Genomic DNA, 13,647 nt, shown 5'->3' on the forward strand with positions numbered 1-13,647 from the left:
CAGCCTGGCTGCTCAAAAGTTCTTCAAGGGTTTCAGCGAACGACGCCGACATCCTGCGTCGGCCAGTAAATAAAGGTAGCTTTTCCGTAGATCAAGTCTCGCTTGACCGGACCAAAATCCCGGCTGTCAGACGCAATCGAGCGATGGTCGCCCAGGACGAAATACTCACCCTGCGGCACCACCATAGGATCAAGCGATCGCGCATCCCGAAAATCCTCGGGTACATACGGCTCGCTGATCGCCTTGTTGTTGACAAACACCTGACCGCGATCGATGCGCAGCCGGTCACCCGGCAACGCGATAATTCGCTTTATATAGCTGACCTGAGGGTTGCGCGGGTAACGGAAGACTACGACATCTCCGCGTTCGATAGCCTCGAAATGGTAGACAAACTTGTTGATGAACAGACGGTCCTGGTCCACCAGCCGCGGCAGCATGCTCGTTCCCTCAACTCGGACAGGCTGATAAAGAAAGGTGATAATCAGCACCGAAGCTGCGGCAGAAAAAACCAAGTCCCGCAACCACAGCTTCCACCCACCCGGCCGGCGCGCCGCAGTCTCTGCCGGCTGAACCGGAGTTTCCTCAAACGAGGGCTCCTCTGGAAGAGTCTGTGGCGCGTTCGTATCCATCATTTTTAGTCTACTAGCAACCTCATGCGCAGCCTAGGCCGCCGGGAGGACAAATTTCCTGAAAATGATGCACTCCGGGTTTATCCAGAGGACGCGCCTGATTCGCCGAAGGCACCAGCGCCGATCCGGCGGCAAAACCGCCCTCTACTGCCGATCCGTTCAGGTTTTCGTCCTCCAGCAGCAATGGCCGTTGCAATACCATCTCCACCTGGCTCCCGGACTCGATATTCACATCTGCGCCGCGCGTAAACAGCGATACGATTCCAGCCGTCGCCAGCCCCGCTGCGATTCCGGCGACCCCGCCCGCAATCGGATGCCCGGACTGCCATCCGCCAATCGTACCCACACCCGCGCCCGTCGGAATCGCAATCTTCGCCACTTCGCCGGCGTTGCGCCCCTTGTCGGAGTCCTGCTCAATCGTTCCTTCGCCGTCTTCCTTCACAGATTGCTTCTTCGCGCCCGGCAGACCGTCCACAACACCCGGAATCTCGACCACCGTGCCGTTCGGAAAGATCATCGAAGTGAAGTGCATATCCAGTTGCGCCTTCCCTTTGACGTGTCCGGCCCGCGTAACCCGGTCCACCACCCCCTGCACATAGACCCCGGCCGGAATCATTACCCGGTTGCCGACAACAACTGGAAAAGCCGACGCCAGATAGACTCCATCACCCGGCCTCGCCGATTTCGTATTGATCGCACTCCGCAGTTGCAACAAGACCTTCGTCCCCGCCGGAACCGCGTAAGTTTTCTTCGCCGCCACTGGGGAGCCGGAAACCGCGGCGCTTGTGCCCACAGGTTGAGAATTCTCCGAAGCCGCCGCTTGTACCGGCAGCGGCAAAGCTGGCTCCGAAGAAGGCGCCTGCGCCCAGCCCATTGCCGCGTATCCAGAAACCGCAACCACCAGCGCAACCGTACGCAATCCAGCCACTGATCCCTCCACCGTCATCTCGCTGCTTTTCCTGCTTCGATAGACGTGCCCTGAGAACAACAGGATAGCGCCGAACGTCAGATCAAAAACAATTTCCTCGCGCGTAACCCATGGCAAAGCCAAATTCGCGTTACGATGCAAATCAAGAGTGCTCTGGAGCGCGCCCAGATTGTCCATCGAACTCAATCTCGAATCCGACCCAGGCGAACAGCAAAGCCGCTTCCCGGAAGCATACGCCGTTTTGCGCGAAGCCATTGAGGCGCAGGCCTTCCCCGGTTGCGCGTTCGGCCTGCTGCACAACGGCAAAGTCTCGCTCCTCGATTCCCTGGGAAAGTTCACCTACGATCACGCGCAGTCTCCCGCTGTCGCTCCCGACACTCTTTACGACGTCGCCAGCCTGACCAAAGTTGTTTCCACTACGTCAGCAGCCATGCTCCTCCACCAACGCGGTCAGCTCGACCTCGAAACCCCAATGGGAGAGCTCCTCCCCGGCTTCGTGATCGGCCGCGACCCGTCCCAGCATGCCCGCCGCGTAACCATCCGTCACATGCTTGCCCACAGCTCCGGGCTTCCCGGCTACGTCCCCCTCTTCCATACGGCAACCACGCCCTACGCCGTCCTGCGCGGCTGCCTTGAACTTCCAATTGAAGCCGAACCCGGAACCCGCGCCGAATACTCCGATCCCGGCTTCATTCTCCTAGGAAAAGCTCTTGAAGCGATCCTTCGCGAGGAACTGGCTCCCTGGGTTCGCCGCGAAGTCTTTCTCCCTATCGGAATGACCTCTTCCCGCTACTGCCCCGGACCTCATCTCCGTGCCGAGATTCCTCCCACCGAAGAGGACGAGCTCTTCCGCCAACGGCGAATTCAGGGGGAAGTCCAGGATGAGCACGCCTTTCTGCTCAAAGGAGCGGGCGGCCACGCCGGCCTCTTCTCCAATGTTCCCGACCTGCTCCGCTTCGCCTTGTCTGTCCTCGAACCAGACAGCAACCTGCTTTTCGCGCCCAAGACAATCGAACTCTTCGCCCAGCGCCAGGCGCCGAAAGGCAGTTCGCGCGCCCTCGGCTGGGACACACCCTCCGAGGAATCCTCGTCCGGGAACTTCTTCTCTGCAAATTCCATCGGACACCTTGGCTATTCCGGCTGTTCGCTCTGGATCGACCGCGACGCGAAGCTCGCTGTGATCCTGCTCACCAACCGCACCTGGCCCAATCGCGAGTCGCAACTGATTCGCACAGTTCGTCCGGCCTTTCATGATGCAATCCGAAAAGCTCTGTAAAGTGAGAAAGACGGCGCTATTGTAGTCAAAGATAGACTGGGATTGATTAGAAGACTTCCATCCCCCAAAAGCGTGATAAATGGCACACCCCACACCCTCAAAGAACGGCTACAATCAGAACTTAGGGACAAAATGACGATGCTCACCAGCTCGACTACGCACGATCCGTCCAGCACGACCGAAAAACCGAAGAGAGATACGGCGGCGCAGCTCCAGCAACTCACAACCGAGAGCCAGAATGAGGCTTCACAAGGTCTCGATACCAAGTCAGCCCTTGAAATTGCTCGCATTATCAATCACGAAGATTCAAAGGTCGCCGCAGCCGTCAAGAAAGCCCTTCCTGAAATTGCCCAGGTCATCGACCAGGTCGCACGCAGCCTCCGTGACGGTGGCCGCCTGATCTACGTCGGCGCAGGATCGAGCGGACGCATCGCCGCCCTCGACGCCTCTGAATGTCCTCCGACCTATTCCACGGTTCCCGGTCAGGTCCAGTACATTATGGCCGGCGGCCCAAAAGCCCTCGCCTCTGCCGTCGAAGTCAACGAAGACTCCGAGGAACTCGGCCAGCGGGACATCGCCCGCCGCCGCCCCACCCGCAAAGACGTCGTTATCGGCCTGTCCGCCTCAGGCCGCACCCCATACGTCGTAGCGGCCGTAGCGTACGCCCGCGCCCGCGGAGCTAAAACCGCCGCCGTCACCTGCAACTACGACACAGCCCTTGCCGGCGCCGCGGACATCGCAATCGTCGCCGAGGTAGGGCCCGAGGTCGTCTCCGGTTCCACTCGCATGAAAGCCGGCTCCGCTCAGAAGATGGTGCTCAACATGATCACCACCGGCGCCATGACTCGCCTCGGCTATGTCTACGAAAACCTGATGGTTAACGTGCACATGCAGAACTCCAAGCTCGTCGAGCGCGGCATCCGCATCCTCATGCGCGCCTGCGGCATCGACCGTGAGACTGCCGTCAACACCATCAAGAGCGCGGGCCGCAGCGTCCCCGTCGCCCTCGTCATGCTCAAGGCCAAGGTAGATAAGCCGGAAGCTGTCCGCCGCCTTGCCAAATCCGACGGCAATGTCCGTCTCGCCATCGAGGACACCGTCCTCGAACTGTAAGGCTCAGGCGAACACCCAGCTTTCCTTAAAACGTCGTCATCTTCACTCGGAGCAAAAAGTCCGCATCCGCGTTCAGATTCAGACCCCAATCGGTCTGGTCGCCGTTCCAAAGGCGTGTCGTCTTCCACACGCCTTTGGGGTCGTAATTCCCTTCCTCGACTTTGAGAAACAGGCGCTTCTTGCCCGCTTCTCCCGGATTGAAGTCCACCCGGGCATGATGCCCCGCAATCACAAATTCGCTCGGACCAAGCTGCGCAATTAACACACCGCCATCCGCTGGGGTATTTCCCTTCGGCTGAACCCAGTCGCCAAACGAAGGCATCCCGTAGCTTACCACCGCCTTCCAGCCGTCAAATTGCAGCATCTGGCGATGATTATCCACATCCTCGCTCACCCCCTGCAGCTTGCCCTCAAAACTCCACTTAGCTAGCTCGCGCGCGACGGGAGCTAGCAGCGCATACAGCTCCGCAACGGGCTTCAGAGCGTCCGACGACATTTCCGTCGGCCCGTCGCTCTGATTGCTGTAACGCGAAAGATCCAATCCGAACGGCGACCATCCAATCGCTCCCTGGCCCACAGCAGCAAAGACATACTTAGCGAAAGCCGGCGTGTTGCCCGTCTCCGGAATCAGCAGCGGATTGTCCGGACGCTTGTACAACTCCATGACCTTCATGTATTTCGCGTAATCCGCCAGATAAATATCGGGTGCAACCGCACTGATGTCCGGAGCAGCCAACTTCCACAACCCGATCTCGTTATCCGTAGGCGCGCCAGACTCATAGCTGGGCGGTTTACCAGGGTGAATCGGGTCCCGCAGCGCCGCATTCACATAGAGCGGCAGCGCATATTCCGCCTTCCCCGCAGCGGCAACCTGTTCGATATACGTGGCCGTGCACCAAGCCTGAAATATCTCGTCCGCATCATCGCCAAAGACCTCGCGCCAACTCCCAGGCCGCTTGCCCATGGACTGGAGTAATTTCTCCGGAACCGGCCCCGCAAATGCCTTTTCCGCCTCCGCACCATAGTCCCGCACGGCGCCCCAGACTCCGGCCTCGTTTTCCACCTGCACCAGCAGCACCGTATGTTCCGGATCGGACTGATTCAAATGCCGCATCAGCGCTCGAAACGCCGTCTTATCCGCCTCCAGGCGGGCTGGCGAAAACGTCGACGGGGAATCCACTGTCTTCCCGTCCTGATTGCGCACAAAGGGATACTTACCCTGATCCAGCTTGATCCACTCCGGCGTGTAATGAGAACTGCCGTTCTTCCACGTACCAAACCACAGCAGCACCAGGTGCAACTTGTGTTCGCGCGCCTGCTTCAGGATCATATCGACAAGACTGAAGTCGAATTTGCCCTGCGTCGCCTCGATCTGCTCCCAATAGACCGGCAATTCTACGGTGTTTGCGTGCAGTGTCTCCGCAGCCGGCCAGACCTTCCCAAGATAATCCGGCCATGCGCTGGAGTTGTTTGCCTGTACTCCAAGCATCAGATACGGTTCCCCGTCCACCATCAGGGTGTACCGGCCATCCTTCTCAACGATCTTTGGAATCTGACCGATCTGACCAGTCCGGCTGGTAACCGGCCTTGCGGTCTCCGCCCCCTGCTTCTCTGCCGCCTCTACATAGCTATTCGCGAGAATCGCAATCGATTCCCCAAAACCCATCATCACCCCTGCAACCATGAACCAACGCCCCAGCCCCAAGCCTCTCATTGTCCCCCAATACCGCGTCGATCCCCGGTGCCGTCAGTATAACCGTCCAATCCGTGGCGCGGATTTAGACTAAACCTTCAGGAGTTACGCAGTCCTATGGACAAATTCATCGTTCGCGGCGGCAATCCGCTGATTGGCACCATTCGCGTTTCGGGAGCCAAGAACTCAGCACTGCCTTGTATGGCCGCTGCCATTCTCACCGAAGAAAAAGTCACCCTCGAAAACATTCCCCAGGTCCACGACATAGAGACGGAGCGAAAACTTCTCGCCTCAATGGGCGCCGAGGTAGAACTCGGCTACGGGCGCGCGCAACACCGCACCACCATCTCCTGCAAGAACCTCTCCGACCCTGTCGCCAAGTACGAAATCGTCAAGACCATGCGCGCAAGCTCATTGGTTCTCGGCCCGCTCTTGGCTCGCTGCGGCATGGCTCGCGTCGCCATGCCCGGCGGCTGCGCCATCGGCGGCCGTCCCATCGACCTGCACCTCAAGGGCCTCGAAAAAATGGGCGCAGAGATCGTCCAGGAGCACGGCTATCTTGAAGCGCGCGCCAAGCGCCTCAAAGGCGCGCACATCGTCTTCGACAAGATCACGGTAACTGGAACCGAAGACCTGCTCATGGCCGCCGTCCTCGCCGAGGGCGAAACCCTCATGGAAAACTGCGCCCGAGAGCCCGAAGTGACCGATCTCGCCGCCATGCTCACCGCCATGGGTGCGTACATTGAAGGAGCCGGAACGCCGACCATCCGCGTCACTGGCGTGACCAGACTGCACGGAGTCCAGCACCGCATCAATCCGGACCGCATCGAAGCTGGAACCTTCCTCGTCGCGGGAGCCATCACGCGCGGCGATCTGATCGTCGCTAACTGCAATCCAGACCACCTCGGCGCAGTCGTTGGGAAACTACAGGAATCCGGCGCTCGCGTCGACCTGCTCAACAATGACTCCATTCGTGTCCGCGCCGAGGGCGACCTGCGCGCCACCGACATCTCCACCCAGGAATATCCCGGCTTCCCGACCGACATGCAGGCTCAATACATGGCGCTCGCCACACAATCCCAGGGCGTATCCCAGGTGCGCGAAAACATCTTCGAGAACCGGTTCATGCACGTCCAGGAGCTCGTCCGGATGGGCGCCAACATCTCCGTCGACGGCCGCACCGCCACCGTGCGCGGCGGATCTCGTCTCTCCGCCGCCGCAGTCATGTGTTCCGATTTGCGCGCCTCGGCGTCTCTGGTTCTGGCCGCGCTGGTCGCAGACGGCGAATCGATCCTCGACCGCGTCTATCACATGGATCGCGGCTACGAGCGGATCGAAGAGAAGCTGCGCGGGGTGGGAGCACAAATCCGGCGCATGGGAAACATCTTTACCCGTCGCGAGGAGCCAGGTTCTGCTGAGTAGCTGCACTCGCTAAAACCGCCATCCAGATTCGAACAGGTTCAGGCCTTCACCGCCAACTCACCGCCAGATGCCATTTAAGCCCGCGCTGCGACGTCTTTCGAAGCACGGTTTCGTATTCGTGCAACTCGCGCGCAACGAATTCCGTGTCCGACCCCAGCGCCGCCGGAGCCATCGCCAGAAAATCCAGCAGAGCGCGAATAGTCCGTAGACCGTCCTCAGGCGGAAACCATTGTGGCTGAGGAAGATGGCTTGACCACTCTGGATTGCCAGCCCCTTGATCGATCAACAGCGCCATCGAATTGCGGTCGGCGGAGAAGAACTCAAGCAATGGCGGCACGCTCAGTCTCTCGGCCAGCCGCTCCAACGCATCTTCGTTACGCGCCATTGCCTGGCCGTTTACAAAGATGTCGAACCCCGGATCTTCCCCTTCCACGACGATATACAAACTTGCACTCATCGGCTTGAGTGTACTTGAAATGACACAATTTTCCATCAGAATCTGACCAACGAAACCGAAATTGGAACTCCTTCCGCGATACGCCTGATCCAGACGTTACCTTCGCTCCACCAAAAGTTGGCCGCCTAACACGATTGCGCCATCTCAAAAAACTTGAAATTAAGCGATGCTTGAAACAACAGAAAATCCGCTCAGGATTAAGAGGAGGTGCCCACGATGGATTGGTCGAAGATTCCCGACGTGCTGGCGGTTGCCTCTCTTGCATGCGCTTTTTTCTCTATTTCCCGGCAGAATCGAACTGCCCAACACCACCTCTGGCTCCTGGGCTGGATCATGATCGCCATCCACTTCATTGGCTTCATGTTCGCCAATATTCCGGGAGTCGTCGGAACCATCGGCTCGATCGTCGGGCTCATCTCCCTCATTGATGCCGGCGTCTTCTTCATGTGGGCAACCGTCCCGTCCGAATCCGGAATCAGTTCGCGAAGAATGGCCCTAGTCACGCTCTTTTCGATGGCCATCTACGCGGGGCTCGCCTGCCTCGACAGCGCTCCCGGCTGGGCCTTTGATGCCTGCGCGGTCTTCATCGCAATTGGCCCGCTGGCAGTCGGCTTGTTTTACATTCGATACGCACAGCACGCCTTGCGCTGGCTCACCGTAGGCCTTCAGTTCGCTCTCGGCGCCGAGTTGCTCGTTCTTCGTCGTCAGTCCGGCGGCAACAACGAGCTTTGCATCGACGCGATCCTGTTTGTCGTTTACCTCGGCTGCTGCCTGTATTTCTTGTACACACACAAGATAGAAACCACCGGCTCGATTATCACCGTCGGCGGTTTTTTCGCCTGGGCAATGGTCTTCGTCATAGCACCGGCAATGGGACACTATATGCCGAACTTCAAGATTGAGGACGAAGTCTGGAACCTGCCCAAGTACGTGGTCGCCATCGGCATGTTGCTTTTATTGCTCGAAAAGCAGATCGAGCGCTCCCAGTACCTCGCCTTGCATGACGACCTGACCGCGCTCGCCAATCGCCGTCTTTTCCAGGACCGGCTCATAAGCGCCATGGAGCGAGCCAGGCGCTCCGGCTCCACCATCGCTCTCATGCAGGTCGATCTGGACCGCTTCAAGGAAGTAAACGACTCCTTTGGGCATCACGTCGGCGATCTACTGTTGCAACACGTCGCGGCCTTGCTCGACCGGCGAGTCCGTCGCTCCGACACAGTCGCCCGCACCGGAGGAGACGAGTTTTCGATCATTCTCGAAGAGCCTTCCACCCGCAGAGACGCAGAGATGGTCGCCGAGTCGTTGATCGTGATTCTCGCTGAACCATTCCAGTTGGCGGGAAAGATGGTCAGAGTAGGCGCAAGCATCGGCATCGCGGTCTTTCCAGACGACGCTCAGGACTCTGACTCCCTATGCATAGAAGCAGATCTCAGAATGTATCAAGTTAAGCAGGATCGACGCGAAGCAACCAGGGTCCCGCGCGAAAAAGTCATGAGCCACTTCGATTCCCAAACACTGGCCAGCTGATCGTCCCTGTCTCTCTCAAGGAACCTCTCCTGCGGAAGAGAGCATATCCCCTGTCTTCAGTAACTTGTTGCGACTTTTCCGTTCCGATATGCTGTTTGCCGCGGAGGAAAATATCATGCCACCACTAACCATAGTTCCTGCATTGGCTCGATTAAGAGGCGCAGGAGCCGGCGCCGCCCCTCTCACGGGAACCTCTGAGGTCTGGGCTCTGGTGCGATTTGACTACGACAATACCAAAATGGAGATCTTTTGGTCCGAGAAAAATGTCGCTGGGGCATCCACGGTGGACTCGACAGGAGCCCGAGCCTACGGATCCCACGCGGAACCTGTTTTTCTCCGCAACTACACCCAAATGGTCGCTGACTATGGTGTTCCCTTATTTATTGAGGTCTTTCTGAGCCGAAGCCCATGCGCCAACGGATCTGCCATCACTGCTGCACATGGCGTGGGTTACCCAGTGGGATGCGGACCGAAACTCCGTGCCTTCGCTGCCGCCCATCCTGCCGTAACCGTTCAAGTCATTTATGACGTCGTTTATGCCGGCAATCCAGCCGCTCCCAGCCTGGCTGTTCAAGCCGCATCATTAAACGAGTTATCCCAGTGGGCAGGAATAGCGAATCTCACCGCATCCTTATTCAATCACTACACTCTTGTCCCATAAAAAAATGTAGTTAAGAACTTCGGAGCGAGGCTGGCGTTTCACCCCTCGCATAAAGCCAACAGCATCACCGTGGTAGATGCGGAGGGATGCTTTCCTCTGGTTCCATCCGGATTTTGGAGTTTTCAGCAGCCTTTAAAGCCACGCCTAGGTAAGGATACAGACCAAACAAAAGCAGCCCGCGTGGCCGTTCCATCAGGGAACGGCCGCGCGGGCCATCTGTCGAGACAAAGTATTACCGAAGCATTGCCGAGGTCTTTTTAGCTCCCCGACCCCGGCCCACGACCACCCGGTCCTGGCCTGCCACGACGGCGACGGCGACGGTTGTTGTTTCCACCCGGCCCTCCGGGCCCACCTGCGGGACGACCACCGCCTGAAGCTGCGCCAGCCTGTCCTACCGGTTGCGGCTGAGCGCCGTCGGCCAGATTGAAGTTCGGCTCGTTCTCCTCGTCAAACTCCTCCCCATCCGCTTCTTCAAAGTCATCGCCACCCTCGATCAGGATGGTGCTCTGATTGGAACTGGGTTGGCGCTCGTCGAATTCATGCCGAGGCCTGGCCGGAGCGGAACGCTCCATTGGTGCTTCCGAAGCAGGGAACGAAGATGCTGCAGGCGCAGAAGGAGCATCGGTGATTCCGAGCTTGGCCTTCTGTTCCTTGATCAGCGCTTTGCGGCTCAGCTTGATTCGGTTGCCCTCGATCGCGAGCACCTTCACCATGACCTGATCGCCTTCGCGCAGTTCGTCCTTCACTTCCTTCACGCGATGCTCCGCGATCTCCGAGATGTGAAGAAGACCGTCTGTCCCAGGGAAAAGCTCGACAAACGCGCCAAACTCCGCCAGTCGAACCACCTTGCCCAGATAGGTCTTGCCGATTTCCGGCACAGCCGTCAGGTTGTTGATGATCGCCAGCGCCTGGCTCAGACCATCCGCGTCGCTCGAAGCCACATTCACGCGGCCCGTATCGTCCACATCGATCTTGACGCCGGTTTGCTCGATGATTCCGCGAATCGTCTTGCCACCTGGCCCGATCAGGTCGCGAATCTTGTCCGTCGGAATATGCACAGTACGAATCTGCGGCGCATACTTCGAACGCTCGACCCTCGGTCCATCCAGATGTGCATCCATCTTGTCCAGCAGGAACAGACGGCCCACGCGAGCCTGTTCCATGGCTTCCTGCAGAATCTGCCGGGTCAGCCCGCCGATCTTGATGTCCATCTGCAAAGCGGTAATGCCCTTGCGTGTGCCGGCAACCTTGAAGTCCATGTCGCCATAGTGATCTTCAGCACCCGCAATGTCCGTCAGGATCGCGTAATCGTCGCCTTCCTTGACTAGACCCATCGCAACGCCCGCGACCGAACCCTTCAGCGCGATCCCCGCGTCATACAGCGCCAGGCTCGCTCCGCACACCGAAGCCATCGAAGAAGACCCGTTCGACTCCAGAATGTCGGAAACGATGCGAATCGTGTATGGCGATTCGTCCGCGCTCGGCAGAACGGCGGCAACTGCGCGCTCAGCCAGCGCACCGTGACCAACTTCACGGCGTCCCACGCCAGTCATACGGCCCACTTCGCCAACCGAAAACGGCGGGAAGTTGTAGTGCAGCATGAAAGGCTTCTTCTGCTCGCCTTCAAAGCTCTCCAGCCGCTGCCCGTCGTCGGTGGTGCCCAGAGTCGCGGTCACCAGAGCCTGCGTCTCGCCGCGGGTAAAGAGTGCCGACCCATGCGTACGAGGCAGAACGCTGGATTCGATGCTGATCGCGCGAATCTCATCGAACGCGCGCCGGTCCGGCCGAATCCGATCCTTGGTGACCTGCTCACGGAAGATGCGCTCGCGAACCAGCTCGTAGTACGTGCTCAGCTTCTTCTTTGCCGACGGGTCATCCGCCGGAAGCTCAGCCGCTAACTCCTGCTTGATCGTCTTGATCAGATCGTAGCTCTCGATCTTGGAGTGCGTCTTGGTATCCAGCGCGTCCTTCAGCCGATTCCCAACCTTGGCATACAGGGCGTTGTAGTATTCGGTATCCTCAACCGGCGCAGTAAAAGCCCGCTTCGGCTTGCCCGCCAGCTTGACCAGTTCGTCGATCGCCGCAGTGATCTTCTTGATCTCTTCATGGGCGAATTCGATCGCCGCGAGGATGTTCTCTTCCGACTCTTCTTTCGCGCCGCTCTCGATCATCACGATGCCGTCCTTGTGGCCGACAACCATGATGTTCATCGTGCTTGATGCACGCTCTGTATAGTTGGGATTGATCACGAACTCGCCATTGACGCGCCCGATCCGTACCGCGCCAACCGTTGCGCTGAATGGAATATCGGAGAGCGCCAGCGCCGCAGACGCGGCATTGATCGCCACAACGTCGGGATCATTTTCCTTGTCCGCTGAGAAAACCAGCGCAATCACCTGAGTCTCATTCCGGAAACCATCCGGGAAGAGCGGACGAATCGGACGGTCGATCTGGCGCGAGGTCAGCACTTCCTTCTCGCTGGGACGGCCTTCGCGCTTGATGAAGCCGCCGGGAATGCGTCCGCCAGCGTAGGCGTATTCACGGTAATCGACGGTAAGGGGGAAGAAATCAATGCCTTCTTTAGGATCGGGAGAGGCGACGGCGGTGGCCAGCACGACGCTGTCACCCAGCGTCACAAGTGCTGATCCTGAAGCCTGCTTGGCGATGCGGCCGGTCTCGAAGACCAGACGCCTTCCGCCAGTTAGCTCAACTGCTACTTCTTGCTTCATACAGTCCTCTTTCTATTTTTCACTTGGGAAACTTGGGGCGCAGGAACCGCCGGAAAAGAAATATCAGCCACACGAGCTGTTTTCTTAGCGAACGATACGAACAAATCTCTCGAATGGAATTTAGTTCTGTCACCCTGAGCGCAGCGCACAATCCGTTGTTCTCCGCCCAGACGTGAAAAACCCGCACAGAGCCAACGACTCTGCGCGGGATCGAACTCATTCCGGCGTCCCCGCCGCCATTCGACAGATGCACCTAGGCCGCTGAACCTATGCAAGGTCGCAGCCTCGACCACTTCCCGGTCTAGGCGATTCCTGTTCAATGTTGAGTTTCGCTTACTTGCGGATGCCCAGCTTGCCGATTACGTCGCGGTAGCGGTCCGTGTCATGCGTCTTCAGGTAATCCAGCAGGCGGCGGCGCTTGCTGACGAGCATCAGGAGACCGCGCCGTGAAGCGTGGTCCTTCTTATGTGTCTTGAAATGCTCAGTCAACTCGCCAATACGCACACTCAGAATCGCAATCTGGACTTCCGGCGAACCGGTGTCGGAATCGTGGGTGCGGAAGCGTTGAATCAGGTCAGTTTTCGTAGCAGATGCCAGCACAGCGTTCTTGTTACTCCTCAGATTGTCAAAATCAGTCGTCAGATCAATCTCAATGTCTCCAGCAAGATTACCACGGAATCGCATCAAAGGGAATCAGACCAGCCCCGCGAGCCTTCCGGGAAACTCCCGCGAATCAACCGCGTCCGAAACGGAATAGTCGCGTGTCGAACGCTTCCTGCGTCGCCGAAACGATCCCGACTTCCGCGACCTCCGGGTGGAGCGGATTCAGCAAGACATTCCAGGTATCGCGAATGATTACCGAAGGCACGCGAGCAAGCGGCGTTTCCAACCCTCCCAGCCATTCATCGCCTATTCGCTGCGTAATCTCTGGCGTGTTTGTCCATCCAGGCATCTCCAAAGGGCCAAGCTCACACACCATCACATTCTCCGGAACGCTTATCTTGAGCAAGCTATAGGTCTGCGGAAGCCTCCCATTCCTGCGCACCAGATGCACAAGATGCTCCAGTAGTGCGCCCGATGGCGATTCCGCGAGATAGACAACTGGCAAACCCTTGCTGTGCCAACGTGCTGACGCAACCAGACCACCTTTACCGCTCAGATCAATGTGATTACTGATACGCCAGAGAAACATGCTATCTACCCTCTATCTAT

The 13,647-nt window shown here is 58.3% G+C and carries 12 protein-coding genes; 5 read left to right on the forward strand and 7 right to left on the reverse strand.

Going from position 1 to position 13,647, the window contains the following annotated elements; all coding sequences use genetic code 11:
- Positions 1-32: 32 nt before the first annotated feature.
- Together lepB and OHL23_RS11940 are read right to left on the reverse strand one after the other, a co-directional pair.
- Entirely contained in the window at positions 33-632 is a 600-nt protein-coding gene (gene lepB, locus OHL23_RS11935) for a signal peptidase I (protein WP_263352108.1), read from the reverse strand.
- A gap of 19 nt (positions 633-651) precedes the next feature.
- Entirely contained in the window at positions 652-1,743 is a 1,092-nt protein-coding gene (locus OHL23_RS11940; protein WP_263352109.1) for a hypothetical protein, read from the reverse strand.
- Here OHL23_RS11940 and OHL23_RS11945 point away from each other — a divergent pair.
- Positions 1,727-2,833, forward strand: a complete 1,107-nt coding sequence (locus OHL23_RS11945) for a serine hydrolase domain-containing protein (RefSeq protein WP_263352110.1) — start codon at positions 1,727-1,729, stop codon at positions 2,831-2,833. The two genes, OHL23_RS11940 and OHL23_RS11945, sit on opposite strands and share 17 nt — an antisense overlap.
- 132 nt (positions 2,834-2,965) lie before the next feature.
- On the forward strand, positions 2,966-3,946 hold the full coding sequence (gene murQ / locus OHL23_RS11950) for an N-acetylmuramic acid 6-phosphate etherase (protein ID WP_396127338.1): 981 nt from the start codon (positions 2,966-2,968) through the stop codon (positions 3,944-3,946).
- Positions 3,947-3,971: 25 nt separating this feature from the next.
- Here murQ and OHL23_RS11955 read toward each other — a convergent pair whose 3' ends face one another.
- Positions 3,972-5,660: a DUF5597 domain-containing protein gene (locus OHL23_RS11955; RefSeq protein WP_263352112.1), complete on the reverse strand. Its 1,689-nt coding sequence runs from the start codon at positions 5,658-5,660 to the stop codon at positions 3,972-3,974.
- Positions 5,661-5,756: 96 nt separating this feature from the next.
- On the opposite strand from OHL23_RS11955, the gene murA reads away from it, so the two are divergent.
- Positions 5,757-7,061 carry a UDP-N-acetylglucosamine 1-carboxyvinyltransferase gene (gene murA / locus OHL23_RS11960; protein WP_263352113.1) on the forward strand — a complete coding sequence of 435 codons (1,305 nt, stop codon included), beginning with the start codon at positions 5,757-5,759 and terminating at the stop codon, positions 7,059-7,061.
- Positions 7,062-7,107: 46 nt separating this feature from the next.
- Here the strand turns inward: murA and OHL23_RS11965 are convergent, their stop codons facing one another.
- Complete coding sequence (locus OHL23_RS11965; protein WP_317891679.1) at positions 7,108-7,506, reverse strand: hypothetical protein; 399 nt, start codon at positions 7,504-7,506, stop codon at positions 7,108-7,110.
- Between the two features lie 228 nt (positions 7,507-7,734).
- On the opposite strand from OHL23_RS11965, the gene OHL23_RS11970 reads away from it, so the two are divergent.
- Positions 7,735-9,045: a GGDEF domain-containing protein gene (locus OHL23_RS11970; RefSeq protein ID WP_263352115.1), complete on the forward strand. Its 1,311-nt coding sequence runs from the start codon at positions 7,735-7,737 to the stop codon at positions 9,043-9,045.
- A 115-nt stretch (positions 9,046-9,160) separates the two neighbouring features.
- Entirely contained in the window at positions 9,161-9,706 is a 546-nt protein-coding gene (locus tag OHL23_RS11975) for a hypothetical protein (RefSeq protein ID WP_263352116.1), read from the forward strand.
- A gap of 257 nt (positions 9,707-9,963) precedes the next feature.
- On the opposite strand, the gene pnp is transcribed toward OHL23_RS11975, so the two are convergent.
- From pnp to OHL23_RS11990, 3 genes are all read right to left on the reverse strand, one after another.
- Positions 9,964-12,435: a polyribonucleotide nucleotidyltransferase gene (gene pnp, locus OHL23_RS11980; RefSeq protein WP_263352117.1), complete on the reverse strand. Its 2,472-nt coding sequence runs from the start codon at positions 12,433-12,435 to the stop codon at positions 9,964-9,966.
- A 333-nt stretch (positions 12,436-12,768) separates the two neighbouring features.
- Positions 12,769-13,035 (reverse strand): 30S ribosomal protein S15, encoded by a 267-nt coding sequence (gene rpsO / locus OHL23_RS11985; RefSeq protein ID WP_263353230.1) that lies wholly within the window; start codon positions 13,033-13,035, stop codon positions 12,769-12,771.
- A gap of 133 nt (positions 13,036-13,168) precedes the next feature.
- On the reverse strand, positions 13,169-13,627 hold the full coding sequence (locus tag OHL23_RS11990; RefSeq protein WP_263352118.1) for an RES family NAD+ phosphorylase: 459 nt from the start codon (positions 13,625-13,627) through the stop codon (positions 13,169-13,171).
- Between the last annotated feature and the right edge of the window lie 20 nt (positions 13,628-13,647).

Source organism: Acidicapsa acidisoli (genome assembly GCF_025685625.1).
Taxonomy (GTDB): Bacteria; Acidobacteriota; Terriglobia; order Terriglobales; family Acidobacteriaceae; genus Acidicapsa; species Acidicapsa acidisoli.